The organism is Kitasatospora sp. HPM-01-4, from assembly GCF_051374625.1.
Lineage (GTDB): Bacteria > Actinomycetota > Actinomycetes > Streptomycetales > Streptomycetaceae > Kitasatospora.
In genome coordinates, this window is sequence record NZ_JBPQGP010000005.1 from 7,874,765 (window position 1) to 7,900,767 (window position 26,003).

19 protein-coding genes and 2 pseudogenes are annotated in these 26,003 nt (G+C 71.8%); 15 read left to right on the plus strand and 6 right to left on the minus strand.

The genetic code is table 11. The annotated features are described in order from the left end of the window. Positions 1-15: 15 nt before the first annotated feature. The 11 genes and pseudogenes from ACSMTC_RS34055 (at position 16) to ACSMTC_RS34105 (ending at position 16,428) form a co-directional block, all read left to right on the plus strand. Complete coding sequence (locus ACSMTC_RS34055; RefSeq protein ID WP_436563593.1) at positions 16-510, plus strand: hypothetical protein; 495 nt, start codon at positions 16-18, stop codon at positions 508-510. 41 nt (positions 511-551) lie between these two features. Further along, positions 552-1,493, plus strand: coding sequence for a hypothetical protein (locus ACSMTC_RS34060; protein WP_436563594.1), 942 nt, complete (start codon positions 552-554; stop codon positions 1,491-1,493). Between the two features lie 49 nt (positions 1,494-1,542). Next, positions 1,543-3,192, plus strand: coding sequence for a DUF4097 family beta strand repeat-containing protein (locus ACSMTC_RS34065; RefSeq protein WP_436563595.1), 1,650 nt, complete (start codon positions 1,543-1,545; stop codon positions 3,190-3,192). A gap of 301 nt (positions 3,193-3,493) precedes the next feature. After that, positions 3,494-4,090: pseudogene (locus ACSMTC_RS34070) on the plus strand (transposase); the annotation flags it as partial. Between the two features lie 121 nt (positions 4,091-4,211). Continuing rightward, positions 4,212-5,072: a ribosome-inactivating family protein gene (locus tag ACSMTC_RS34075; protein ID WP_436563596.1), complete on the plus strand. Its 861-nt coding sequence runs from the start codon at positions 4,212-4,214 to the stop codon at positions 5,070-5,072. Positions 5,073-5,331: 259 nt separating this feature from the next. Then, the gene (locus tag ACSMTC_RS34080) at positions 5,332-5,895 is read left to right on the plus strand and encodes an EF-hand domain-containing protein (RefSeq protein WP_436563597.1); all 564 of its coding nucleotides are present in this window, start codon (positions 5,332-5,334) and stop codon (positions 5,893-5,895) included. A 159-nt stretch (positions 5,896-6,054) separates the two neighbouring features. After that, a complete protein-coding gene (locus ACSMTC_RS34085; RefSeq protein ID WP_436564892.1) occupies positions 6,055-7,491 on the plus strand; it encodes a PfaD family polyunsaturated fatty acid/polyketide biosynthesis protein in 1,437 nt (478 codons plus the stop codon). A gap of 53 nt (positions 7,492-7,544) precedes the next feature. After that, entirely contained in the window at positions 7,545-12,635 is a 5,091-nt protein-coding gene (locus ACSMTC_RS34090; RefSeq protein WP_436563598.1) for an SDR family oxidoreductase, read from the plus strand. Beyond that, positions 12,616-14,169: a polyketide synthase dehydratase domain-containing protein gene (locus tag ACSMTC_RS34095; RefSeq protein ID WP_436563599.1), complete on the plus strand. Its 1,554-nt coding sequence runs from the start codon at positions 12,616-12,618 to the stop codon at positions 14,167-14,169. Before ACSMTC_RS34090 ends, ACSMTC_RS34095 begins: the two co-directional genes overlap by 20 nt. Further along, positions 14,090-15,166, plus strand: coding sequence for an SDR family oxidoreductase (locus ACSMTC_RS34100; protein ID WP_436563600.1), 1,077 nt, complete (start codon positions 14,090-14,092; stop codon positions 15,164-15,166). Before ACSMTC_RS34095 ends, ACSMTC_RS34100 begins: the two co-directional genes overlap by 80 nt. Before the next feature lie 212 nt (positions 15,167-15,378). Then, positions 15,379-16,428: a beta family protein gene (locus ACSMTC_RS34105; protein ID WP_436563601.1), complete on the plus strand. Its 1,050-nt coding sequence runs from the start codon at positions 15,379-15,381 to the stop codon at positions 16,426-16,428. 94 nt (positions 16,429-16,522) lie between these two features. Here ACSMTC_RS34105 and ACSMTC_RS34110 read toward each other — a convergent pair. Both ACSMTC_RS34110 and ACSMTC_RS34115 read right to left on the minus strand, forming a co-directional pair. Further along, a pseudogene (locus ACSMTC_RS34110) lies at positions 16,523-16,732 on the minus strand (hypothetical protein); the annotation flags it as partial. A 219-nt stretch (positions 16,733-16,951) separates the two neighbouring features. Continuing rightward, positions 16,952-17,755 (minus strand): exodeoxyribonuclease III, encoded by an 804-nt coding sequence (locus ACSMTC_RS34115; RefSeq protein WP_436563602.1) that lies wholly within the window; start codon positions 17,753-17,755, stop codon positions 16,952-16,954. A 266-nt stretch (positions 17,756-18,021) separates the two neighbouring features. Here ACSMTC_RS34115 and ACSMTC_RS34120 point away from each other — a divergent pair, with 266 nt between their 5' ends. After that, a complete protein-coding gene (locus ACSMTC_RS34120; protein WP_436563603.1) occupies positions 18,022-18,819 on the plus strand; it encodes a GntR family transcriptional regulator in 798 nt (265 codons plus the stop codon). Positions 18,820-18,876: 57 nt separating this feature from the next. Here the strand turns inward: ACSMTC_RS34120 and ACSMTC_RS34125 are convergent, their stop codons facing one another. Beyond that, entirely contained in the window at positions 18,877-20,049 is a 1,173-nt protein-coding gene (locus ACSMTC_RS34125) for an ROK family protein (RefSeq protein ID WP_436563604.1), read from the minus strand. 318 nt (positions 20,050-20,367) lie between these two features. Here ACSMTC_RS34125 and ACSMTC_RS34130 point away from each other — a divergent pair, with 318 nt between their 5' ends. Together ACSMTC_RS34130 and ACSMTC_RS34135 are read left to right on the plus strand one after the other, a co-directional pair. Continuing rightward, positions 20,368-21,063 (plus strand): class I SAM-dependent methyltransferase, encoded by a 696-nt coding sequence (locus ACSMTC_RS34130; protein ID WP_436563605.1) that lies wholly within the window; start codon positions 20,368-20,370, stop codon positions 21,061-21,063. 63 nt (positions 21,064-21,126) lie between these two features. Next, a complete protein-coding gene (locus tag ACSMTC_RS34135; RefSeq protein ID WP_436563606.1) occupies positions 21,127-21,552 on the plus strand; it encodes a GNAT family N-acetyltransferase in 426 nt (141 codons plus the stop codon). Positions 21,553-21,628: 76 nt separating this feature from the next. Here the strand turns inward: ACSMTC_RS34135 and bioD are convergent, their stop codons facing one another. The 3 genes from bioD to bioB are packed head-to-tail and all read right to left on the minus strand — an operon-like array spanning position 21,629 to position 24,929. After that, on the minus strand, positions 21,629-22,390 hold the full coding sequence (bioD, locus tag ACSMTC_RS34140) for a dethiobiotin synthase (RefSeq protein WP_436563607.1): 762 nt from the start codon (positions 22,388-22,390) through the stop codon (positions 21,629-21,631). Beyond that, positions 22,387-23,706: an adenosylmethionine--8-amino-7-oxononanoate transaminase gene (locus ACSMTC_RS34145; protein ID WP_436563608.1), complete on the minus strand. Its 1,320-nt coding sequence runs from the start codon at positions 23,704-23,706 to the stop codon at positions 22,387-22,389. Before ACSMTC_RS34145 ends, bioD begins: the two co-directional genes overlap by 4 nt. 14 nt (positions 23,707-23,720) lie before the next feature. Next, positions 23,721-24,929 carry a biotin synthase BioB gene (bioB, locus tag ACSMTC_RS34150; RefSeq protein ID WP_436563609.1) on the minus strand — a complete coding sequence of 403 codons (1,209 nt, stop codon included), beginning with the start codon at positions 24,927-24,929 and terminating at the stop codon, positions 23,721-23,723. A 189-nt stretch (positions 24,930-25,118) separates the two neighbouring features. Between bioB and ACSMTC_RS34155 the strand changes: the two genes are divergently transcribed. Next, complete coding sequence (locus ACSMTC_RS34155; protein WP_436563610.1) at positions 25,119-26,000, plus strand: hypothetical protein; 882 nt, start codon at positions 25,119-25,121, stop codon at positions 25,998-26,000. The last annotated feature ends 3 nt before the right edge of the window (positions 26,001-26,003 follow it).

Genomic DNA, 26,003 nt, shown 5'->3' on the forward strand with positions numbered 1-26,003 from the left:
ACAGGAGACCACCGCATGACCACCGAGCCGACCTCCGGTGACCCGCTGGTCTACACCCTCACCACCGAGCCCGCCAGGCTCACCCGCTCGGCGCCCGACGCGCCGCACCGCGGCCGGCTGGAGATCACCGTGGCCCGAGCGGCCGGCGTCACCGGCGCCGTGCACTGCCGCGGCATCACCGTCGAGGTCCCCACCGGCGACGCGCCGCGCTCGCTCACCACCCAGCCGGAACGCATCGGCACCGCCTACCGGGCGCCGCACGGGCGCACCTGGTGGATCAGCGCGAGCTTCGCCGACCCGCGCAGCACCGTGTTCACCTGCGTACCGCGCAACCCCCGGCGCGAGGTCCGATTCGAAGGCCCGGAGCCCGCGTTCACCCTCCTCCTGGACTCCATCCCGCTCACCGGCACCCCCGGCGAGGTCGGCCTGCGGATCACCGCCGACAGCCGGGACGCGACCGGGGCGGCCGTCCGCACCAGCGCCGACCTCACGGTGACCGTCGGCGCCTGACGTTCCCCGACCGTCCAGTCAGCCCCGACCGGAAGGCCCGCATGTCCCCGAGCACCGCCGCCACCACCCCGCTCGACGTCGTCTGCCCGACCCGCCCGGACCGCATCACCGTCTCCACCGCCACCGAGACCAAGCGGGCCACCCTGTACCTGACGTTCCGCCGGCCCGGGTCGGCCGATGTGCGGTGCCGGTCCATCACCGTCACCCTGCCTGTCGGCACCGGCGCGACCCACCTGCTGAGCAGCACCGAGGCGGCTCCCGCCGACGACGTCGACGACTACCCCGTCGACTCCGCCGGCACCGAGTGGGCCGTCGAGCGCCGCACCACCCCGCCGACCCCAGGCGCGCCAGGTGAGGTCAGCGCGATCACCTTCACCTGCAAGCCCGCCACCGCGTCCGGCGACACGGTGTTCGGCGCGAACCGGGAGTTCACGCTGATCCTGTCCCGGATCCCGGTCAACCGGACGGCGGGCGCGGCCCGCCTCACCGTCATCGTGAGCACCAGCACCAACCCCACCGGCACCCCCCAGTGGCAGGACCACACCATCGACCTTCCGCCGGTCGAGAAGGCGGGCAACGAGTTCTACCTGCGGAACTTCTCCAGCACCACCCCGCGGGTCGGCCACGACCAGCCCGCCACCCTCACCTGGGAGGGCACCCCGCAGAACACCGAGTACTGGCTCTACTGGGACGAGCAGTCGGTCAAGGTCACACCGACCGGAACCCCGCTCACCCACACCACGGCGAAGCTCACCCGCACCACCACCTTCGTCCTCGACGCCCGCACCCTCAACGCGGCCGGCCAGACCGTCCACCACTACCACTCCACCACGGTCACCGTGGCGGGCCCCGCGATCGAGGCCCGCACGCTCACCGCGGGCGACAAGGTCGACGTCCAGGACACCTTCGTCGCCGACCGCACGAACAACGGTCGGACCTGGGCCAACGCCGCCCTGTTCACCGGCGAGGTCACCATCGGCTGAGCCTCGGCGCCTCGACCCCGCCCGCACCCGCCGACGCTGAGGAACCCCGATGCCCGACGAACCTCTGGCCGCCTCCCCGCTCCACCTCGACCATTCCACCGAGCCGCCGACGTTCCTCGTCTCCACCGCCAGCAAGACCAAGAACGGCACCGTCACGCTGACCTTCAGCAAGCCCGAGGGAGCAAGGGACGTCAGCTGCCGCAGCATCACCGTCAAGCTCCCGGTCGGCCCCGCGGCCACCGACCTGACCACCAACCCCAACCCGATCACCGCCAACTACAGCGGCTACGGCACCTGGCGGATCACACCCACGGCCGACGCTCGGACGGCGACGTTCGTCTGCACGCCCCAAATGCCCGGTAACAAGGTGGTGTTCACGGCTGGGCGTCACTTCACCCTGGTGCTCTCCAGCATCCCGGTCGCCCGCACCCCCGGAGTCGCCGCGCTGGCCATCACCGCCTCCATCGAGACCGCCGTCGACACCGAGAGCTGGGACGAGAAGCCCGTGACCTCCCCGGACATCGCCAAGGACCGCGAGGACCTCGCCGTCCCGTTCTTCTTCCGCGCCTTCTCCTGCAAGGCTCCCCGCGTCCCCAACGGCGGTACCACCGAACTGCATTGGGAGGGCAGCGAGGCCGGTGTCGAGTACTGGCTCGCCTGGGACGACCGGCCGCCCGTCCGGGTCTCCGGCCAGAGCCACCGGACCCACGCGCTCACCGACACCACCACCTTCGTCCTCGATGCCCGCACCACCGAGAACGGCAAGAGCGTCAGCCACTTCCTGTCCACGACCGTCACGGTCAAGGACCCCGACATCGTGGCCAAGACCGTCACGGCGAGCGACCGGCTCTCCGTCACCGACACCTTCACCGCCACCCACAAGAACGGCGCCACCGTCGTGAAGAAGGTCGAGGCCGGCACCACCGTCTTCGCCGGAGAGGTGACCATGAACGCCAAACTCACCGTCAACGCCGACATCCAGGCCAACGGCGACGTCACCGTCAAGGACACCCTGACCGCCACCGGCCACCTCCAGGCGAACACCTCGATCACCCTGGCGGGCGGCAAGACCCTCAAGGTCGACAAGATCGACGCCTCCACCACCAACGGCAGGATCAACCTCCTCGGCAACGTCGAGGTCAGTTCCAGCAAGACGCTCTACGCCCGCTACCTGATGGGCCTCGGCACCTACCCGACGATGGACATCGACGCCCACCTCGGCCTCTCCTCACCAGGCCGGACGACCTACGTCAACGGCCCGCTGGTCACCAAGGGAAACGTCACCATCGAGCAGAAGAGCATCCTGAATCCCCCTACCGACAACGTCTTCACCCTGCAAAGCCTCGCCAACCTGTTCGGGACGGTCCAGTCCTGGGGCCTGACCTGGAACCGGAAGCGCACCTTCACGGCCCCGACCTCGGGCATCGCCATCGCCATCGTCCAGTGCACCGGAGGCGACCGGAACCCCGTCGTGAAGATCGAGGCCGGCGGCAAGGAAGTCCGCGCCTCCGCCCTCAAGTTCAACGGCCCGGTCCGGGACGGCCACGCGACGACGATGCTGGCGCTGCACAAGGGACAGGCGTGCACCGTCCGGTTCACGGACTCCGGCGGCGACAGCGGAAGCAGCTACAAGACCGCCTGGCTGGTCTGGATCCCCGTCGGCGTCGGCGCCATCAACCCGGTCGACGGTCCCCTCTGACCAGCCCCACTCCGGCCCGACCGGCCTGTCGGCGATGGACGTCCGGCCCGTCATGCGCACCGACAGATCCGCCCCGGTGCGGGAGAGCACTCCCACACCGGGGCGACGGGCTGAGCTCCCTGCTCCAGCCCGCACACAACAGGCGACACCGTTGTCCTTGGGGGCTTCCCCGGGAGTGTCATGAATCAGGTGGACACCCGGATCAAGGGAGACACTGATGAGCTCGCTGACGGATCACCAGATCGAGTCAGTTTCTGACGGTTCGGTTTCGTCGGAGTCCCATGGGACCGATGCCTTGGACATGCGTCCGAGGAAGAACACGGATGCGTCGGATGTGGTGGCGTCGGTCGCCGAGCTGGCGGCCGAGCAGGCCAGGGCCGGCGGGATGCAGCTGCTCGGCGAGGGCGGACTGCTGCAGCAGCTGACCCGGCACCTGCTCCAGCAGGCGCTGGAGGCAGAGATGGACGAGCACCTGGCCTCGACCGCGGAGCCGGGCCGCTCGGCGCGCAAGGGTGGCAACGCGCGCAACGGCTACCGGATGAAGACGGTGACGACCGAGGCCGGGCCGGTCACGCTCGAGATCCCGCGGGACCGGGCCGGGACGTTCACGCCGAAGGTCGTGCCCCGGCACGCCCGCCGCACCGAGGGCCTCGACAACCTGGTGGTGTCGCTGACCGCGAAGGGCCTGACCTCCGGGGAGATCGTCGCCCACCTGGCCGAGGTCTATGGCATGACCACCGGCAAGGAGACCGTCTCCACCATCACCGACCGGGTCCTGGAGGGCATGGCCGACTGGCGCACGCGCCCCCTCGACGCGGTCTACCCGGTCCTGTTCATCGACGCCGTGAACATCAAGGTCCGCGACGGACAGGTCGCCAACCGGCCCGTATATGTCTCCGGGAGTGCAGGTGCGTTGCCACGAATGAACAGTTCGGGGTGGGGAGTCAGCCGATCCAGCTGAGATCCCTCACGGCAGTGAACATGACGTCATTGCATTTCACGAACGAATGGAGCGGTTCATGAAAGCGACATCATGGGTGCGGAGCCTGCTGGCCGGGCTCACACTGGTATCGGCGGCTGCGAGTGCCGGGGTGGCGGTCGTTGCACCGGCGTGGTCCGAGCCTGTCGCCGCGGTGGAGAAACCCGCCGTCCGTGCGGATCCTTCACTGAACACGAGTACGGCGACCGCTGCGAACTACAGCAGCTTCGTGCAGGCTGTGCGTGTGCGCGCGACCAGCGGGCAGGTCTTCTACCAGACCATGTTCAAGATCCGCCCGACCGCGACCAACGACCTGTTCCCCGTCGCGTTCACCACGGCTTCAGGGGCCCAGGTTTGGGAGATCGTGCGTTCGAGTGACCTCTACGGCGTGGGCTGGTACACCCCACGCGATGACACCTACCACGCCCTCAAGGAACACGACGGCAGCTACACCACCTACAAGCACACCGCCAACACCAAGCAAGTCCATCTTGACTACGACGGGAGCTACACGACTCTGGAAAGGCGCGCACAGACCTCTCTGGAGGCGGTGACGCTCGGCAAGACGGGTACCGACCGGGCTGCGGCTGACCTCGCCACCAAGCCTGACACCGGTAAGGAAGCCGCTGCGGCCCTACTGGTCCTGGCCCAGGAAGTCAACGAAGCCGCCCGATTCATCAAGATCGACGACCTGGTCAACAAGGGATGGGTTACGGGCGGCATCCCACCCGGCGATCGCGGCTTGATGGTCGATCTCGAGAAGGGCTGGTCCAGTTTCTCCACCTGGGCCGTGAACAAGCTCAACAACCCCGCTACCCCGGCTCACCGGATCAACGCCCAGATCACCGTCAACGACCTGCAGACGGCCCAGACGTATCTGCGCGTCGTGAAGGTGCTCTGACCTAGGCCGAAAGGGGCTTTCGCGGTAGCCGCTGGGTATTGCGAAGCGCGGCTCCCTCCCGGTCATGGGCGGGAGTCGTGCGAGCAGCGACAACTCGCGCCGGCGCGGCCGGAGACGTGGGCGCGACCGTTTACCTGACAATAGATCAACTCCTTTATGCGACAAGTGCGATGACTATCGCCGTCACTCAGGGGAGCGAGGTGATGTGCTACGGTGACCGCGCTCTGTCGTGAACATCGCTACCCGGGGAGAATCTGCTGTGATCGACCTCTTTGGTGACGGCCTGCGGCGTCGCAAGCTGGACCGGCTCTTCGGTGTCATCGACGTCGACGGTGACGGCGTGATCACTCAGACGGACTACGAGCAGCTCGGCCAGCTGATGGCCAAGGTCAGCGGCGCGGCGTCGGATTCGGCGCGCAGCAACGAGTTGAAGGCGACGTTCGGGCAGCTCTGGCGGGAGTTCCAGGCCCCGGCCGACCAGGACGGCGACGGCCGGATCGGCAGCGACGAGTTCGCCTCGTCGGTGCTCACTCCGCTGGGTGTGGCCCCGGACCGGGTGCTGCGCTTCATCGGCCTGCTGTGCAATGCCAGCTTCGGCGTGGCCGACACGGACGGCGACGGGCGGATCAGCAAGGCCGAGCACCTGCGGATGGGCCGCGAGGTCTTCCGGGTCGACGAGGCCGGTGCCGCCACGTCGTTCGAGAAGCTCGACTTCTTCAACAACGGCTACCTGACGCTGGACGCGTACCTGATCGCCTTCACCGAGTTCGTCACGAGCCCGGACCCGAATGCCCGCGGGAACTGGCTCTTCGGCGACTTCTAGGCGGTTCGGATCGAGCGCGTGGGATCGCGTGTGTCGTCTGCCCTGTTCGGCGAGGAGTGGCTTGCCGCTCTCGCGCATCGCATACGCGAGCCCCTGTACCTCGTCGCCAGGCGGTCCGACGGGCTGCGCGGCCTGGCGACGGAGACCGAGCTCGCCGGGATGGAGCCGGACTGTGCCGTGATCGGCACGGTCCCGGCACTGTATCCCGAGTGGTTGGGCGACCGCTCGTTCGGTGAGGCGCACGGCGTGCGGTTCCCCTACGTGGCCGGCGAGATGGCCAGCGGCATCGCCGGCACCAGGCTGGTCGCCGCGATGGCGCAGGCGGAGATGCTGGCGTTCCTCGGCGCGGCAGGACTCGAATTGCCGGCGCTGGAGAGGGCGTTGCACGATCTCGCGGCGGCGCTCGGTGGCCGCCCCAACTGGGGCGTCAACCTCATCCACACGCCCTTCGAGCCCGCACGGGAGGAGCAGGCCGCAGACCTGCTGATCAGGTACCGGGTGCCGCGGATCTCCGTATCAGCATTCGCGGAGCCCACGTCGGCGGTGGTGCGGTGCGCCGCGACCGGTCTGCGCGAGGACCGCGCGGGCCGGGTGGTGCGCCGGACTGCCGTCTTCGCCAAGGTCTCCCGGCTGGAGGTCGCGGAGCCGTTCATGGCGCCTGCGCCGGAGCAGCTTCTCCGACTCCTGCTGGAGCGTGGGGAGTTGACGCCCGAGGAGGTCAGGCTGGCCGCGCGGGTGCCGGTGGCCACGGACGTCACCGTGGAGGCGGACAGCGGCGGGCACACCGACAACCGCCCGCTGCTCGCGCTGCTCCCCTCGTTCCTGGCACTGCGGGACGATGCCCGACGCACGTTCGGTTACGCCGCGCCGGTTCGGGTCGGCGCGGCCGGCGGTCTCGGGGATCCGGCGTCCGTGGCGGCGGCGTTCGCGCTCGGCGCCGGCTACGTGCTGACCGGTTCGGTGAACCAGATGGCGGTCGAGGCCGACACCTCCGACGAGGCGAAGGCGCTGATCGCCGGCGCCGATCTGGCGGATGTGGCGATGGCTCCGGCGGCGGACATGTTCGAGTTGGGCATGAACGTGCAGGTCCTGCGACGCGGGACCCTGTTCGCGCCCCGGGCGGGGCGGCTGCGGGAGATCTACCGCCGGCACGGCTGCTTGGAGGAGATCCCCGAGGAGGAGCGGACGGCGCTGGAGCGAGACGTGTTCCAGGCTCCGCTCGACGAGATCTGGACCAGCACGCAGGAGTACTGGCGGCACCGTGACCCGGCTCAGTTGGATCGCGCGGCGACCGACCCCAAGCACCGGATGGCGCTGGTCCTGCGCTGGTACCTGAGCCACGCGAGCCGCTGGGCTGTCAGCGGCCAGGCCGGGCGCCGCGCGGACTACCAGGTGTGGTGCGGGCCCGCGGCGGGCGCGTTCAATCGGTGGACGGCGGGCAGCTTCCTCGCGGATCCGGGCAGCCGCACCGTCGTGCAGATCGCCCGGAACCTGCTGGAGGGCGCCGCGGTCGTGACCCGCGCGCACCAACTGCGGACCTTCGGTGTGCCGTTGCCGCCGCATGCATTCGTCTTCCGGCCACGCCCACTGCTCTGAGCCGGCCGCTTTACCGATCCATCTCGTCATCGCATCCCCGGGGGACACCAGCCGTGGCAACCAGCGAAGTTCCGGCCGCACCCGCGCCGTCGGTGCCGATCGCCATCGTCGGCATCAGCGCCGTGATGCCGGGCGCCGTCGACGCGGACGCGTTCTGGCGCAACGTTCTGGAGGGCCGGGACCTGCTGACCGACGTCCCGCCCAGCCGCTGGTTGCTGGAGGACTTCTACGACCCCGACCCGGCCGCGCCCGACAAGACGTACGCCCGGCGCGGCGCCTTCCTGCCCGAGGTGGACTTCGATCCGATGGCCTTCGGCCTGCCGCCGAACAACCTCCCGGCCACCGACACCGCACAACTGCTCGCGCTGGTCGCCGCCGAGCGGGTGCTCGCGGACGCGGTCGGCTCCCGCAACGGGCTGCCCGACGGCGACCGCGTCAGCGTCATCCTCGGTAGCGCCTCGCTCGAACTGCTGGGCGAACTCGCGGCCCGCCTCGGCCGGCCGCTGTGGCAGCGCGGACTGCGCCGTCACGGGCTGAGTGAGGAGCAGGCGCAGGCGGTCTGCGAGGACATCGCGGCACAGTGGGTGCCGTGGCAGGAGGCGAGCTTCCCCGGGCTGCTGAGCAACGTCGTGGCCGGGCGGATCGCCAACCGGTTCGACCTGCAGGGCTCCAACTACACGGTGGACGCGGCCTGCGCGAGCTCGCTGGCCGCGCTGTCGGCGGCCGTCGACGACCTGGTGCTCGGCCGTGCCGACCTCGCCATCACCGGGGGAGTGGACACCCTCAACGACCCGATGATGTTCGTGGCGTTCAGCAAGACGCCCGCACTCTCGCCCACCGGTGACTGCCGCCCGTTCGCCGAAGGCGCGGACGGCACGATGCTGGGGGAGGGGCTGGCGCTTTTCGCCCTCAAACGCCTCACGGACGCGGAGCGCGACGGCAACCATGTCTACGCCGTGATCCGTGGCGTCGGCTCCTCCTCCGACGGCCGCAGCACCTCCATCTACGCGCCGCTCGCCACCGGGCAGGCGCGGGCACTGCGGCGGGCGTACGCGGCGGCGGGCTACGGCCCTGGGACGGTGGGCCTCGTCGAGGCGCACGGCACTGCCACCGCAGCCGGTGACCTGGCCGAAGTCGCCGCCCTGCGCACGGTGTTCGAGGAGAGCGGGAGAGCGGACCGGCAGTGGTGTGCGCTCGGGTCGGTGAAGTCCCAGATCGGCCACACCAAGGCCGCGGCAGGCGCGGCGGGGCTGCTCAAGGCCACCCTCGCCCTGCACCACAAGGTGCTGCCGGCCACCATCAAGGTGGACCGGCCCAATCCAGAACTCGGCCTGGAGCAGGGCCCGTTCCATCTCAACACCACCACCCGGCCGTGGGTGCACGGTGCGGCACACCCCCGGCGGGCAGGTGTCTCCAGCTTCGGGTTCGGCGGCACCAACTTCCATGTCACGCTGGAGGAGTTCGTGCCGAGCGGTGACGGTGGCGGCCAAGCGGCGCCGCGCAGCCTGGCCAGGCCCACCGAGCTGGTGGTGGTCTCCGCCGGCTCCCCTGGCGAGCTGTTGTCCAGGTGCGGAGAGTATCTGGCGAAGGCCGAGGAGGGGAGCGCGCTGCCGGCGCTCGCGCGAGCCTCGCAGCGGGAGTTCAAGGCCGGGGGCGAGGCGCGGCTCGCCGTGGTCGCCACCGATGCCGAGGACCTGGCCGCGAAGCTGCGTCAGGTCCTCGCCCGGGTGCGCGAGAAGCCTGACGCGCCGTTCGTTTCACCAACGGGGACCCACTACGGCCGGGGCCGGGGCGGTGTCGGGCGGATCGCGTTCCTTTTTCCGGGCCAGGGTTCGCAGTACCTGGGCATGGGCACCGACCTCTCCGTGCACTTCCCGCAGGCCCAGCGGGTCTGGGACCGGATCGACCGGCTGGCGCTGGGCGACGTCCCGCTGTCGCTGGTGGTGTTCCCGCCCGCCGCGTTCACCGACCACGAGCAGGCGGCGCAGCGGACGCGGCTGACCGCCACCGAATGGGCGCAGCCCGCCATCGCCGCCCACAGCCTGGCCCTGAGGGAACTCCTGGAGGACCTGGGGTTGCGGCCGGACTGCGCGGCCGGGCACAGCTTCGGCGAGCTGCTCGCGTTGCACACCGCACGCGCTTGCGACACCGAATCCCTGCTCGACCTGGCCCGCCGCCGCGGCGAGTTGATGCGCGATGCCGCCGCACGCCCAGGCGCGATGCTCGCCGTCGACGCCACAGGCGAGGACGTGACCGGGCTGATCACCGGATGCGGCCTGGACGAGGCGTGGGTCGCCGGCCACAACGGGCCGCGCCAGGTGACGGTGTCGGGAAGCAGCGAGGCGATCGCAACCCTGGAAGCCGCCTGCGGCGCGGCTGGCATGGTCACCCGGCGGCTGGACACGGCCACCGGCTTTCACAGCCCGCTGGTCGCCGCGGCCGCCGGACCCCTGCTCGACCACCTATGCGCCGTGCCGGTCCGGGCGCCGCTGATCGACGTGTACGGCAACGCCGAGGCGGCCCGCTATCCGGTAGATCCGGACGCGGTACGGCAGTTGGTGGCACGTCAGCTGGTCGCGCCGGTCAGGTTCGCGCAGATGATCGCCGCGATGTACGCCGACGGGGTGCGCACCTTCGTCGAGGTCGGGCCGGGCAACACATTGACCGGCCTGCTCGCGGGCATCCTGGACGGCTCCGACCACCTCGCGGTCAGCCTCGACCGCGTCGGCCGGCACGGCGTGACCAGCCTGCACGACGCGCTCGGCCGGCTCTCGGCCGCAGGCGTTCCGATCACCTTCGACGCCCTCTGGGCGCCCCATGAAGCCGAACGCGAGGAGCCCAGGCCGCTGTCGGCCGCCGCGGTCAAGATCAGCGGCGGGAACCTCGGCAAGCCGTACCCGGCCACGACCGACCCCGCTCCCGCCGAGGCATCGATCGCCCCGGCCCCCTGGTTCATCGAGCCACCCGCACCGACGACCGCGGCTCGGGGAGATCATTCGCAGCCCGTGCCGCCGCAGCGGCCCGCACCTGCGATGTTTCCGTCGCCCGAGCCGGGCACGCCGAACGCGGACCTGCTCACCGCGCTCGTCGAGCTGCAACGGCAGACCGCCGAGGCTCATGCCGCCTACCTGCGGATGGCCGAGCAGTCGGTCACCGCCATCACCACGCTGCTGGGCACGGGAGCAGAGTTCACCGCGGCCGACTCCGGCTGCGAGCCGTCCGCCGGGCTGGCCCTCATCCCGGCACCCACGACCGTGTCACCCGAGCCACTCGCGCCACCCATGGCGGCGCCGCCCGTACCGGCGCCGGCTGCGCAGCCGACCGAGCCGCCGCCGCCCCGTGCTCCGCTCCCTGCGGCACCGGAACCGGACGACATCGAAGCGCTGGTCCTGTCGGCCGTCGCCCAGCACACCGGATACCCGGTGGAACTGCTCGGCCCCCAGATGGAACTCGACACCGACCTCGGCATCGACTCCATCACCCGGGTCCAGATCCTCGCCACCCTGCGTCCCCTGGTCCCCAAGCCTGCCGCAGCCGCCGAGACCGGCCTCGCCGAACTGATGGCCCTGCGGACCGTGGGCGACATCGCCGCACGGATGCGGGAGCTGGCCGCCGGAGAACCCGCCCCGGATCCAGCGCACGCCTCGGGGGAGGGGGCTTTCCCGCTCACCCGAATGACACTCCAAGAGGTGCGATCCGCACGCGACGGCTCCGCCCTACCCGGCCTGGGCCACGCAACCGTCGTGATCGTCGACGACGGGGACGGCCTCGCGCCCGCCCTCGCCGACGAACTCACCGCCCGCGACATCCCCGCTGAAGTCAGCAGCACCGTGCCACCGCAGGCCACCGCCGTGGTGCTGCTCGGCGGCCTGGCCAAGATCGGCTCCCCCGAGGAGGCCCTGGCCGTGCAGCGCGCGGCCTTCCACACCGCGCGCGCGATCGCGCCGCGCCTGTCCGCCGAAGGCGGTGTCCTGGTGACCGTCCAGGACACCGGCGGCGACTTCGGCAGCACGGCAACGGACCCGACCCGGGCCTGGCTGGGCGGACTCGCCGCGCTGGCGCGCACCGCCGCCCGCGAATGGCCCAAGGCCTCGGTCAAGGCCATCGACTGCGAGCGGGCGGACCGCGACGCCGGCACGATCGCCCGCGACCTCGCCGACGAACTGCTCCTCGGCGGTGCCACCCAGACCGTGGGGCTCACCGCCGACGGCCGAAGGCTCACCCCAGGCCTCGCCGAGGAACGCCTCGAACCCGGTCCGCCGGCCGACCTCGGCCCCGACCCCGTGATCGTGGCGACCGGCGGCGGACGCGGCATCACGGCGGCCGCGCTCCGCGCGCTCGCCGGCAGGTATCGCGCCCGCTTCCTCCTCCTGGGCCGGACCGAACTCCTCGACGAGCCCGCCGACCTCGCCGCCGCCACCACCGAGACCGACCTCGCCCGCCTCCTCGCCGTCCCCGGACCCAAGGGCACCGCCCCGACACCCGCCCAGCTGCGTGCGACGGTCCGCCAGGTGACCGCCTGCCGCGAGATCCGGGCGACCCTCGCCGCGCTCGAACAGGCCGGCTCCCAGGCCCGGTACGCGGCCGTCGACATCCGCGACCAGGCCGCGCTGAACGCCGAACTCGACCGGGTGCGGGCCGACTGGGGACCAGTCACCGGCGTGCTCCACGGAGCCGGCGTGCTGGCCGACAAGCTGATCGCGGAGAAGACCGACGAGCAGTTCGACCGCGTCTTCGACACCAAGGTCGAGGGCCTGCGCGCGCTGCTGGCCGCCACCGCGGACGATCCGCTGCGGCTGCTGCACGTCTTCTCCTCCGTCTCGGCCGTCTTCGGCAACGCGGGCCAGTGCGACTACGCGATGGCGAACCAGACGCTCCACCAGGTGGTGCTGGCCGAGCAGAAGGGGCGGCCCGACTGCCAGGTGCGGGCGCTGATCTGGGGCCCCTGGCAGGGCGGCATGATCACCCCGGCCGTGGCGGAGCACCTGCGCGAGCAGGCCGTCCCGCTGATCTCATGGCAGGCCGGTACCGACGCCTACCTCGCCGAGACGACCAGCACCACGCCCCCAGTCCAGGTGGTGCTGACGGCCGGCACACGTCCCGACGCCGCGGCGGAGGTGTCCGGTGACCACCTGGCCCGCTGACACCGCCGCATCTCCGGCACCCGAGCAGCCCGCCCAGACCATGGGCCGCGCACCGCACCTGCCACCGGTCCTCGCCACCCCCTCCGGACCGTCCCCGGCGCAGGCGGGGACCCCGTCCGCCGCCGACCCGTCCGCCGCGCGCGTGCTCGCCGCCGTCACCGCACAGCACCGGAGCGCCACCGAACTCCACCTCGCCTTCCTGCGCCAACAGGCCCTCCTTTATGGGCAGTTGGCCGCCCTGCGACCACAACCCGAGCAGTCCGTCGCCGCGGTGGAGGAGACGGTCCTCGACCCTGCGGCCGCGCCCTGGCTCCTGGACCACCGCCCTACCTGGACCGTCCCGGCGATGCCGATGATGTCCATCGCCGATCACCTCGCCACCACCGCCGCCCGCCACAGCGGACGACCCGTCAGAGCCGTCCGCGACCTGCGAATGCGGCGCTGGCTCCCCGTCCCCGACCCGGTCCGCCTGCGCACCACCGTCACCGGCCCCGCCGACCGCCCCACCGCCACCCTGGCCCTGTGGTGGGAGGCCAACGACCCGACCCTGTCCCGCTACGCCGACGTCACCACCGCGCAGATCGAGACCGGCACCTGGGACACCCGGCGCCCGGAACGCTTCGCACCGCTCACCGACCCCCGCACCGCACCCGACCCGTACGAGAGCGGCGAACTCTTCCACGGACCCGGTTTCCAGTACCTCGTGGCGCTGCGTGCCGGCCCCGAGGGCTCCAGCGGTATCCTCGACGCCGACCACGGCAGCGTCCCTCACGGTCTCCTTCAGCCAGGCCTACTGGATGCCGCGACCCACGTCATCAACTCTGTGAGGCAGGGGACTTCGGATGCCCCACGGCCCACGGCTCTGCTCGGCTTCCCCCACCGTCTCGCCCGGCTTCGCGTCTTCGATCCCCTCCCGAAGTCCGGCCGAATCGAGGTCGAGGCCCGGTTCAGCGGGTTCGAGGACGGTCAGCCGACCATGCCGGTCTACGACGTCCAACTCTGCGGCCACGGGCGTGTCCTGGTCGACTTCCGACTCGTCCTCATGCTCCTGCCCGCCGACGCCATGACCCGGACCGCGCCCAGGCTGCGCCGCGCCTACCTGCGCGACCGCCAGTACGTCCCCGAGCTGCTGCTCTCCACGACGGCCGGCGGGACGACCACGCTGCGCCGCACAGACGTCGAGGCCCTGGACACCCCGCCCGGCGCGGTCGCCGTCCTCTACGATCTGCCACCAGGCCCACCCGGGCGCGACCGGCTGGCCCGCATCGCGGCGAAGGAGCACGTGGCCCGCCGCCTGGCCGTGCACCCCGGCCACGTCGAGATCGACAACGAGCTGCGCACCGCCCGCACACCGGCCGACCCCGCCGGCTCCATCCCGGCCAGCACCATTCCGCTGGACGTTCGCTGGGACCGCGACACCGCCACCGTCACCGACGGACCGAGGAGAAACGCGCGTGAACGGACCGACGATCCTGCTGACCGGCGGCTCCGGCGTTGTCGGCTCCGCTCTGCTCCAGCACCTCCAACACCGTGACGTCGTCACTCTGACCCACCGCAAACCCCTCACCGGTGACACTGTCCGCGGCGACATCACCCGTCCCTGGCTCGGACTGGACCCCACCGACTACCGGGCGCTGGCCTCCCGCGTGGACGTCATCGTCCACAGCGCCGGCTCCGTCGACTTCGGCGCGGCCCCTGACCGGCTGCACGACCTCAACGTCCGCGGCACCGGTCACGCCCTGCACTTCGCCGCCGACGCCGGCGCCCGGCTGCTGTACGTCTCCTCGGCCTTCGTCGCCCGCACGGACGCCTTCGCCCGCATCGAGCAGCAGTCCAACGGCCGGACCATCACCCTGGGCGCCTACGCACGCTCCAAGACCACCGCCGAGACGATGGTCCGCGAGTCCGGCCTGCCCACCACCATCGCCCGCCTCTCCACCGTCATCGGGGACTCCGTCACCGGCCGCATCGCCCGCCTCCAGGCCTTCCACTACCTGGTCGGCCTGGCCATGAACGGCATGCTTCCCTTCCTGCCCGCCGAGCCCGGCACCTGCGCCGACCTCATCCCCCAGGACACCGCCGCCGCATCCCTCGCCGCCCTGGCGACGAGCGATACCGGCACCGACACGGGAGCCGACGAGCACTGGATCACCGCGGGCCCCGCCGCCCTGCCGATCAGCCGCGTCATCGACATCGGCCTCCAGGTCGCCGATGAACGGCTGCGCCGCGACCCGACCCGGACCCAGATGACCGCCGAGGTGTTCAAGCCCCTCCTGGTCAGCCCGCAGGCCAGCGCCGCCGTCATCGACATGGTGCTCGCCCAGACCGGGCCCCAGGCCCAGCCGAGCCTGATCAGCCACCTCACCGGTCTGATGGCCGCCTTCAACGGAGCCGACCCCTTCCCCACCTCCCTCGGCGCCATCCCCGGCGGACCACCCGCCCCGACCGAGACCACCGCTGAATCCGCCCTGACCGCCATGTGCCACCACCTGGCCGGCCTGCCGAAGGAAATCTGGAACCCGTCCTTCTGACCTGGCACCACATCCCTCGAAGGAATAGGGCGGCTGTTCCGGTGTCCCGTCTCCACCGATCTGGTTCGCATCAAGGGGCGTGACCTTGGTGGTGCACGCAGACCCCGCTGCGCCGTTTGCGCGCCCTGGTGTGACGGCGGCGATCGCCGCACACTGGCGAGGCGACAGCAACCACGGGTAGCGCACGCACGACCGTCAGCAGGGGGATGCCGATGGAGTACGTACCGATCCTGCGCGGCAAAGCGGGCGAATTCATCGCCCTACGCAACACCAGTGCCGACGTGCAAGCACACATCCGCCCGCTCCTCGAAGTCCACCCCGACCAGCGCCTGGCCGACGTTGTGCGGACCTTCGCCAGACACGCCGGCGAGCACCTTCCCGCAGACCTCACCGTGACCGTCGACTGTGGGCAACTCTGGCAGCACGGCGCCGTGGGGACCGGCTTCCGCGGCCACGCCATGCTGTGGCTCAGCGACTTCTTCAAGGACTGGCTCCACACGCTCATCCCTGCCTTCCGTACCACCGACCCGGCCGGCTCCCTCGACGAGATCCGTCAGACCCAGCTCGCACATGGCGCAGGAGGTTGCCTGCGCATCGACCTGTACCACCTGCCCGACGGCCCCAGGGCACTGACCGAAGACGTGCTCGGCGCCCTCAATTCCGTAGCGCTCAAGCCGCAGGACACCGACCTTCTCCTCGACGCCGGCTACCTCCCCGACGGCGACACGGTCACCGCCCTCGTCCCACGAGCAGTCGAGGTCCTGACCTGGGCACGCACCCTGCCCTGGCGCCACATCGCCCTCGCCGGCGGGGCGTTCCCCCCGACACTGCGCCGCGTCGCACCCCACGTCCTCACCGCTCTGCGCCGCTACGACCTGGACCTGTGGGAGCACGTCGCCCGACGAGCCGCAGGCCCGCCGCCCGACTTCGGCGACCACGGCGTCACCCACCCCGACCCGCCGGCCCCCACCCGCGTGCGAGCCGCACCCGCCAACCTGCGCTACACCAGCGGACGCCACTGGCACGTCGTGCGAGCCGTCGGCGCGGCAGGTGTCGACACGCTTCGGGTGTGCCGCCAACTCGCCCAGGCCGACGTCTGGTGCAACACTCACACCAACCTGTCCTGGGGAGACGGTGAGATCCGCATCCGCGCCAGCGGCCTCGCGGACGGCCCCGGTGGCCCCAGTCAGCGACGCGCCTGGGAGACCTCCCATCACCTCGCCGCCGTCACCCGATCCATCGCCGAGCGGGGCAGGCCTTGACCCTGCCGCCGGCACCTGGGGGCCGACGACAGCGCGGCCATGGCCGCGCTGCTCAGCCGCGGACCTGTTGGCGCCCGGCAAGTGTGGTGGTGAGTTAGACCGTTGCCAGGTACCACCAGAAGATCCAGTCGAGGAACGCCGGGTCGTAGTCCTCCTGCTGGGTGGCGTCGTGGTGACGGATCTCGAACTTGTTGGCGATCATGAACAAGACGCCGTCGTCGGGCTTTCCGAGCTCTGTGCGGATCAGGTCGCGTCGCTCTTCCAGGATGCCGGCCAGGGCGATGATCGCTGAGCTGTCGGGCTCCCACAACTCAGGGCAGGAGTGGCGTGCCGGTGTCGAGCCGAACGCCGTTTTCCGTAGCTCCAGCGCGATCGTTTCAGCGGCCGGGGGCGGCGCTACCGCAGTCGGATGACCGGCGTCAGCCGGTTTGTGAACGAAGGCGCTGACCGCTGCGCGCGGGCATGGCGCTGATCGGCGGCCGAGCTGTCGGGCATGAGAGCAGCTCGGCCGGCGCAGCCGGCGTCAGACCTTGAGGTCGTAAGCCACGGTGACGGGAGCGTGGTCCGACCAGCGCTCAGCATGCGTCGCAGCCTTCTCCGTCACAGCCCAGAGTGCCCGCTCGGCCAGCCCCGGCGTTGTACAATGCAGGTCGATTCGCCAGCCGGAGTCGTTGTCGAAGGCGCGGCCGCGGTAGGACCACCAGCTGTACGGGCCGTCCTGGTCGGGGTGCAGGCGGCGGACCACGTCCACGTAGCCGGCCTCGTCGAGGACCCGGGTCAGCCAGGCGCGCTCCTCCGGGAGGAAGCCGGCGTTCTTCTGGTTGGCCTTCCAGTTCTTCAGGTCGGCGGGCTGGTGGGCGATGTTCCAGTCGCCGCAGACCACGACCTCGCGGCCCTCCGCCGCCGCCCGCTCGCGCAGCCGGACCAGGTGCACCAGGAACTCCGCCATGAAGCGTTCCTTCTCGTCCTGGCGCTCGGTGCCGACCTCGCCGGACGGGAGGTAGAGGCTGGCCACCGTCAGGCCCGGCAGGTCGATCTCCGCGTACCGGCCCGAGCTGTCGAACTCCGCCGAGTCGAAACCGATCTTCGTACGCTCAGGGGCCCGGCGGGAGAGCACGGCCACCCCGGCCCGGCCCTTGGCGGCGGCCGGTGCCCAGACGGCGTGCCAGCCGGGCAGGTCGCGCAGTTCGGCAGGCAGCTGCTCCGGCTCGGAGCGCACCTCCTGCAGGCAGACCACGTCCGCCTCGGTGGCCGCCAGCCACTCCAGGAAGCCCTTCTTGGCGGCGGCCCGGACGCCGTTCACATTCACACTAGTCACCACGATCACCGGGGAAGGGTATCCGTCCGGTTGGTGTACGGGCGAACCGTCGCCCCCGCTCCGACCTGCCGGAATCCCGCTTCGAACGGCCCGGATGAAGGTCTGATGAGAAGGACGTGTGCGGTGTCATTGGTCTTGACCATCTCCTCGGGAACCCCCTAGGGTCGCTTACTGCAAAGACCTTTAATAAAGAAGGACTGATAAAGCCTGCCCCTCCCACCTGCCACGACACCGGGCACGGGGCCGCTGTGACGTCCTTCAGGGCGGAGGACACGGTGGGGCAAGGACAGCCGACGGCAGTACCGGAGCCCAAGTACTGGCACCTGCGCACGGTGCTGCTCCGCACCATCGACGCGGAGTTCTCCACCGGTCAGGTCATCCCGAACGAGCGTGAGCTGTCCGCCCGCTTCGGCGTGGCCCGGGCCACCCTCCGGCAGGCGCTGGACCAGCTGGAGATGGAGGGCCGCCTGGTCCGCCGCCGCGGCATCGGCACCCTGATCGCCGCTCCCCGCGTCGGCATCCCGGTCGCCACTCCGGTCGGCGGCCCCGGCGAGAGCGGCCCCGGTGCGGTGAGCGGTCTCACCTGGCGCACCGTGGACTGTGTGAGCGCCCCCGCCTCCGCCCGGCTCGCCGCGGCGCTCGGCATCCCGGAGGGCGAGACCGTGCACACCGTGCGCCGGTTGCGGCTGGTGCAGGGGCAGATCATGGCCACCGAGTCGCTGCACGTGCCGGAGTCGGCCGTGCCGCACCTGCCCGCCGTCCCGCATGTCGTCGGCGGCGCCGCCGAGCAGGACCGGGCGAAGTCGGTGCTCCGGCAGCTGGAGCGGCTCGGCGCGGACGGCCAGTCCCGCTCGGTCGAGCTCGGTGTCGCGGAGGCCGAGGAGGCCGCGCTGCTGGAGCGTCCGCCCGGCACCCCGGTCCTGGTCGTCACCACCCAGTACGCGGCGGCGGACCGCCTGGTCGCCCTCGCGGTCTCCACCTACCGGGCCGACACCTGCAGGCTCACCTTCGGCGAGACCGGCAAGGTCGAGGTCACCCCGGTCCGGGCGGGTGCGGTCCGCAGCGCCTCCTGAGAGCCGGAAGGACGGACGGGGGCGGGGCTCCGCCTGATCGCCGGCGTGCGCCGCCCGTCAGCGTGAAGCCGCCCCCGGCGGGTCGACCGCGAAGAGCTGCTCCTCGGCGTGGTCGAGGGCGACTCGCAGCGCCCCCATGGCGACCACCTCCTCGCCCAGCGCCGCCAGTGCCACCTCCGGTGCGCGCAGGCAGTAGAGCGCCAACTGCTCGCGCAGCGGCTCCAGTACACCGCCGAGGCCCGCCGCCCAGCCGCCGACGACCACCAGCTCCGGGTCGAGTGCCAGCACCAGCGCCGCGACGTCGTGCACCAGCCGCCGCAGGAACCGGTCCATCGCCACCCGGGCGACCTCGTCGCCCTCGCGCGCCAGCCGGAGCACCCGGGCCACCGCCGCCTCGTCCAGCGGATCCAGCGGCTTGCCGGTGGTGGACAGCAGCCGCTCGGGCGTGGCCTCCTGGCCGAGCAGGTGCAGTGCGCCGATCTCCCCGGCCGCGCCGCCGAAGCCCCGGTGCAGTCTGCCGTTGATCAGCGAACCCGCGCCCGGGCTGAGTCCGGCCATCACGAAGACCACATCGCCCTTGCCGACGGCGGCTCCCTGCCAGTGTTCGGCGATGGTGGCCAGGTTGGCGTCGTTCTCGATGATCACCGGGCAGCGGAAGGAGCGGCGCAGCCGGGCGCCGAGGTCCAGCCCGGTCCAGCCGGGCATGGCGGTGCCGAGCCGGATGACGCCCTCGCGGTCCACGATGCCGGGGGTGCCGACGGCGACCGCCCAGAGGCTGTCGCGCAAGACGCCGTTGTCGCGCAGGATGTCGGCGACGGGCGCACGGACCGCGGCGAGGCGGTCATCGGCCTCCAGGGTCTCGTCGATCTTCCTGGCCCTGCTGTCGAGCACCTGGCCGGCCAGGTCGGCGAGCACCACCCGGACGGCGTGCACGCCGATCTCGATGCCCAGCACGTGTCCGGCCTCGGCGCGGAAGCGGAACCAGCGGGCCGGGCGTCCGCGCTGCCGGGTGCCCGGGGGCCGGTTGGCGGGGGAGCGGTCGACCTCGGCGACCAGGCCGGACACCATCAGGCCCTCGATCACGCCTTCGACGGTCGGCCGGGACAGACCGGTGTCGCCGACGAGTTGGGTGAGCGTGACCGACCGGCCGCCCCGCAGTGTGCGCAGCGTGACCGCCGCATTGATCCGTCGCAGCAGGGAGGAGTCCCCTCCGGTGAGCCGATCCGCCAAGTCCCTGCCCTTTCGCGTACGCGCGACAGCTCTGGCGCGCGGTGCCGAGTGCCGCGCGGACCCCCGGCCGTCCCGTGAGCATCAGCCGACCGGACGGCGCGACACGGGGCTACGACGCCGGAGGGCGTGAGCCGGATGCTACTCGGCAGGCACCGCTCTGGCGAGCGTTTCCGCAGCTCATGGCGGCTTCGGTATCGAACCGGTACGTACCGGGTGAGGATCGGGTGTGCGACGGGAGCAGGCGCCCGCGCTCCGGCCGTGCAGGCCGCTCGGGCGGTAAGGTCTCTCCACTTGCCGTTGCGAGCAGATGGGAGCGCCATGTCAGGCGTCACCGCGACCACCCGGGCCGGTACGGCTTTTGTGCTGGAGCAGACCAGTCTCGGTCCCGTGCCGTTCGTGCCGGAGATCCGGCTGCACCAGGCCGAGGAGGCCATCGAGCTGTGGGAGCGGACCGAGGCCGCCAAGGGCGAGGCCGGACTGCCGCCCCCGTTCTGGGCGTTCGCGTGGGCCGGGGGAGTCGCGGTCGCCCGCTATGTCCTGGACCACCCGGAGGCGGTGGCGGGGAAGCGGGTCCTGGACGTGGCCGCCGGATCGGGCGTGGTCGCGATCGCGGCGGCACTGTGCGGGGCAACCGCCGTACGGGCCGCGGAGATCGACGACTACGCGGTGGCCGCGATCGCGGTGAACGCCGGGGTGAACGGCGTCTCGGTGACCGCCGAGTGCGCCGACCTGCTGGACGGCGACGGCGGCGAGGCCGAAGTCGTGCTCGCCGGGGACGTGTTCTACGAGCGGGCGATGGCCGCCCGCTTCCTGCCGTTCCTGGAGCGCGCGCACGCCAGGGGTGCGCTGGTGCTGGTCGGCGACCCGGGTCGGGCGTATCTGCCGCGGGAACGGTTCACGGCCCTCGCCTCCTACCAGGTGCCCGTGATGGCGGATCTGGAGGACAGGGCGGTGAAGGCGACCACGGTGTGGCGGCTCGGCGGTGCGGTGCCGCTGCCCGCGCAGGCCGAGTGAACGGCCTGTCCGCCCAGCGGAATTCACCGCGCCCGAACGGCCTCCACTGCTAGACCGGGTGCCATGACCGACATCGAGATCCGCTGTGCCACCATCGACCGGATACCCGAACTGCTGGCCTTCTGGGCACGTGCGGCGGAGGGCCGGAGCATCAGCGACGACCCGGACGGCGTGGCCCGCCTGATCACCCGTGACCCCGGGGCCCTGCTGGTGGCTGAGCGGGACGGAGCCGTGGTCGGCACCGTCATCGCCGGGTACGACGGCTGGCGCTGCCACCTCTACCGCCTCGCCGTCGACCCCGGGCAGCGCAGGCAGGGCATCGCCACCGCGCTGCTGGCGGCGGCCGAGGAGCGCTTCACCGCGCTGGGCGGGCGCCGCGCCGACGCGATGGTGCTGCTGGCCAACGAACGGGCGCAGCACGCCTGGAAGTCGGCCGGTTACGGCCCCGAGAAGCACTGGCGGCGCTGGGTCAAGCCGCTCGTCGACTGACGCATCGCCCGGCACGCCGGAAGCCGTCCGCTGTCCCGCCACCCGAAGACCGGGTGACGGGACAGCGGACGGAGCGTCAGAAATCCACCCGGTGCCTGGCGGTGAACTCCGCCGCGTCCCAGCTGCCGCCGAGGGCGGGGGCGAGCGCGAGCCGCGCGTGGTGGCGGAAGGGGGTGCCGCCGCCGTCGGCGATGCCCTGGGGGAGCGCGCCGAGCAGCGGGGCCCCGGCGGATGCGGGCAGGTCGGCGAGGTTGCAGCAGCAGGCCAGGTCCGGCTCGGCGGGCCAGGCGCCGACCACCACGCCGGCCGGTTCCAGGTCGCGGGCACGCATCGCCTCGGCGCTGAGCGCGGTGGTGTTCAGGGTGCCGAGACCGGCGGAGGCCACCAGCAACACCCTTGGATCCAGGCCGAGTTCGGCCGTGGCGACGGCCATGTCGGCAAGGGTGCGGCCCTCCTCGTCGTAGCGGACGAGCAGGCCGCCCGCGCCCTCGACGAGCACCAGGTCGTACCGCTTCGCGAGATCGGCCACCGACTCGGCGACCTGCTTCGGGCCCACCGTGGGCATCCCGGCCCGCCTGGCGGCGGTGTCGGGGGCCAACGGCTCGGGGTAGCGGGCGAGTTCGACCCCGTGGACCGGTCCGGCCAGGCGGCGGACCTCGGCCACGTCCCCGGGCTCGTCCGGGCCGACCCCGGTCTGGCCGGGCTTGAGCACCGCGACGGTGCGTCCCGCGGCCAGCGCCAGTGCGGCCACCGCCGCGGTGGTGACGGTCTTACCGACCTCGGTCCCGGTGCCGGTGACGAACAGGACCCCGTCGATGGCATTCACGTCGTCGCTCACCCCGCCACCGCCGCGGCGGTCACTGCGGCGCAGATCCGCGCCAGGTCGTCGTCCCCGGTGATGTACGGGGGCATGGTGTAGATCAGGTCGCGGAACGGCCGGAGCCAGACGCCCTCGCGGGCGGCGGCCTCGGTGGCCGCGGGCAGGTCGACCGGGTGGTCCAGCTGCACCACGCCGATCGCGCCGAGCACCCGTACGTCGCGTACGCCGGGCAGCTCGGCCGCGCCCGCGAGGCCGCCCCGCAGTCCCGTCTCGATTCGCTTGACCTCCTGCCGCCAGTCCTGGCGCAGCAGCAGGTCGATCGAGGCGCCCGCGACCGCGGCGGCCAGCGGGTTGCCCATGAAGGTCGGCCCGTGGGCCAGGACCGGCATCTCGCCCTTGCTGATGCCGCTGGCGACCTCGCTGGTGCACAGGGTGGCGGCCAGCGTCAGGTACCCGCCGGTGATGGCCTTGCCCAGGCACATCACGTCGGGGGAGATCCCGGCGTGCTCGGCGGCGAACAGCGCGCCGGTCCGGCCGAAGCCGGTGGCGATCTCGTCGAAGACCAGCAACACGCCGTGCCGGTCGCACAGTTCGCGCAGCAGGCGCAGGTACTCGGGGGAGTGGAAGCGCATCCCGCCCGCGCCCTGCACCACGGGCTCCACGATCACCGCGGCCAGTTCACCGGCCTCGCGCTCGATCAGCTCGGCGAGCCGCGCGGCGTAGCCGGCGTCCAGCGGGGCGTCGAACCCGGCCGGCGGCTCGTCGGCGAAGACCTGGCGCGGGAGTACCCCGCCCCACAGGTGGTGCATCCCGCCCTCGGGGTCGCAGACCGACATGGGGTGGAAGGTGTCGCCGTGGTAGCCGCCGCGCCAGGTGAGCAGCCGGCGCTTGGCCGGGCGGCCGAGCGACTGCCAGTACTGCAGGCACATCTTCATCGCGACCTCGACGGACACCGAGCCCGAGTCGGCCAGGAAGACGTGCTGCAGCGGTTCGGGGGTGATCTCGACCAGTCTGGCGGCCAGCCGGACGGCGGGCTCATGGGTGAGCCCGCCGAACATCACGTGGCTCATCCGGCCGAGCTGGTCGCGGGCGGCCCGGTCCAGCTCGGGGTGGCCGTAGCCGTGGATCGCGGACCACCAGGAGGACATGCCGTCGATCAGCTCGCGGTGCCCGCCGGCCGGTTCGGCGAGCCGGAGCCGCACCCCGGACGCGGACTCGACCACGTACGGGGTGGAGCTGCCGGGCATCGGCGAGTACGGGTGCCAGACGTGCTCCCGGTCCAGGGCGATGAGCCGGTCGACCGGGAGCGGGGTGTCGGGGGAGAGTGGTGCCATGGGGGTTCCGGTCCTCAGGCGTTCGGCGCCAGCTCGGTACCGGCACCGCGGCGCCGCACCCGGACCAGGTCGGTACGGGTCTCGTCGGCCGTCTCCTCGGCCGTCTCCTCGGCGGTGGCGTCGCCGCACGGGGCGCAACCCTCGGCCGCCTCGGCGGTGGTGTCGCCGCACGGGGCGCAACCGCCGCCCGAGCCGCAGGAGTTGCCCTCCGCGACGTCCGCGCGGTGGCGGGGCAGCGTCATCTCACCGGTGCCCTCGACCACGAAGCCGGCGTCCTTGATCATGTCGAGGTCGGACTGTCCGGCCTGTCCCTCGCTGGTCAGGTAGTCGCCGAGGAAGATCGAGTTGGCGATGTGCAGGCCGAGCGGCTGCAGCGTACGCAGGTGCACCTCGCGGCCGCCGGCGATCCGGACCTCGATGTCCGGGCAGACGAAGCGGACCATGGCGAGGATCCGCAGGCAGCGCTGCGGGGTGAGGTTCCACGTCTTGGCCAGCGGCGTGCCCTCGAACGGGATCAGGAAGTTGACCGGCACCGAGTCGGAGCCCAGCTCGCGCAGGGCGAAGACCACGTCCACCAGGTCCTCGTCGCTCTCGCCCATGCCCGCGATCAGGCCGGAGCAGGCGGAGAGACCGGCGCCGTGCGCCTTTTTGACGGTGTCCACCCGGTCCGCGTAGGTGTGGGTGGTGGCGATGTCGCCGTAGGTGCCCTCGGAGGTGTTCAGGTTGTGGTTGTAGGCGTCCGCGCCGGCCGCGCGCAGCCGCTCCGCCTGGTTGTCGGAGAGCAGGCCGAGACAGACGCAGACCTCGACGTTCTCGTTGGCCTCCTTGACCGCGGAGATGGTGGTGGCCACCCGCTCGATGTCACGGTCCGTCGGACCGCGCCCGCTGGCCACCAGGCAGACCCGCTTCGCGCCACCGGCCAGTCCGGCGGCGGCGGCCTCGGCGGCCTGCTCCGGCTTCAGCCAGGTGTACTTGAGGATCTCGGACTTGGAGCCGATCCGCTGCGAGCAGTAGCTGCAGTCCTCCGGGCAGAGCCCGCTCTTCATGTTCACCAGGTAGTTGAGTTTGACCCGGCGTCCGAACCACTGCCGGCGTACCCGGCCGGCTGCCGCGACCACGTCCAGCAACTCGTCGTCGGTGGTGGAGAGAACTGCGAGCGCCTCCTCCCGGGTGGGGAGTTCCCGGCGCAGGCCCTTGGCGGTGAGGGTGTCGAGCAGATCCATGGCCCTGATCCTGCCTGGACGACCTGCGCTCGCGCTACAGGAAACCCACCAAGATGGCCCGCCGGGCGTGTGCGAGTTGTCACAATGCCGTCAGTCCTCGCTCCCGGACGAACCGGGCAGGTCGGCGGGGGCGGGCAGGCCGGCGGGCGGATCAGGCGATTGAAGGTCCGTCTGCTTAGAATCGGCGCCATGACCACGCAGGGGGAGCGCGATCCGCGTCCGGTAGGCCAGCAGGACGGTAAAGCCGTCCACACCCATCGGGGTGGAGGACGCCGGCCCGTACTGGTGTGGTGCGCGCTGGTGGCCGTGGCGGCCACCGGAGCGGGCTGGATGGCGACCAGTTCGAGCAAGGGCGACCTGATACCCGGCCTCGGCCGGACCAACTCGGACGTCGGCAAGACGCTCCCGGCCGGCGCGGCCGCCTCCGGTGAGCCGTTGACGGAGGCCCAGGCGTTCACCGCGGACCACTACTTCCCGCCGCAGCGCGTGGTCGAGCAGGACGGGTACAAGGCCCGCCGCAGCGCCGACCGGGACGGCGACGACTGCGCCGAGACGCTTCTGGACGCCAGCCACGACGTGCTCCGTGACACCGGCTGCCAGGGCTACCTCGCGGTCGGCCTCAACCAGGTGGACCAGCCGGTGATCACCAGTCTGACGGTGCTGCGGTTCGCCGACGAGGCCTCCGCCCGCAAGGCGCTCGACGCCCTGAAGGACGACCCGGACACGATCGCCTTCCTCACCCCGGAGACCGCGGACGGGTTTGCTCCCGCGCCCTCTCCCAGCGCCCCGGCCGCCACCCAGTCCCCGAACCCGAGCGGATCGCCGTCGTCCGCACCGTCGCAGAGCCCGCAGCCGTCCCAGAGTGCGCTGCCGCCCCAGAGCCCGGCCGGCGGCCCCGCCGCGCCCAAGCCGCTGACGGACAGCCGGATCGAGGTCGTCGGCCACTACCTGACCGTCACCAGCTCGCGCTACGCCGACCTCCGCACCACCGGCACCACTCCCGACCCGGCGCTCGACCGGGCCACCCGAGCCGCCTCCTTCACGGCGGGCTCGGCCTTCCTCTGGATGTGAGCC

Coding starts and splice junctions, on each gene's coding strand:
- ACSMTC_RS34055 (WP_436563593.1), top strand. CDS start 16: ATGACCACCGAGCCGACCTCCGGTGACCCGCTGGTCTACACCCTCACC.
- ACSMTC_RS34060 (WP_436563594.1), top strand. CDS start 552: ATGTCCCCGAGCACCGCCGCCACCACCCCGCTCGACGTCGTCTGCCCG.
- ACSMTC_RS34065 (WP_436563595.1), top strand. CDS start 1,543: ATGCCCGACGAACCTCTGGCCGCCTCCCCGCTCCACCTCGACCATTCC.
- ACSMTC_RS34075 (WP_436563596.1), top strand. CDS start 4,212: ATGAAAGCGACATCATGGGTGCGGAGCCTGCTGGCCGGGCTCACACTG.
- ACSMTC_RS34085 (WP_436564892.1), top strand. CDS start 6,055: ATGGAGCCGGACTGTGCCGTGATCGGCACGGTCCCGGCACTGTATCCC.
- ACSMTC_RS34105 (WP_436563601.1), top strand. CDS start 15,379: ATGGAGTACGTACCGATCCTGCGCGGCAAAGCGGGCGAATTCATCGCC.
- ACSMTC_RS34130 (WP_436563605.1), top strand. CDS start 20,368: ATGTCAGGCGTCACCGCGACCACCCGGGCCGGTACGGCTTTTGTGCTG.
- ACSMTC_RS34135 (WP_436563606.1), top strand. CDS start 21,127: ATGACCGACATCGAGATCCGCTGTGCCACCATCGACCGGATACCCGAA.
- ACSMTC_RS34145 (WP_436563608.1), bottom strand. CDS start 23,706: ATGGCACCACTCTCCCCCGACACCCCGCTCCCGGTCGACCGGCTCATC.
- bioB (WP_436563609.1), bottom strand. CDS start 24,929: ATGGATCTGCTCGACACCCTCACCGCCAAGGGCCTGCGCCGGGAACTC.
- ACSMTC_RS34155 (WP_436563610.1), top strand. CDS start 25,119: ATGACCACGCAGGGGGAGCGCGATCCGCGTCCGGTAGGCCAGCAGGAC.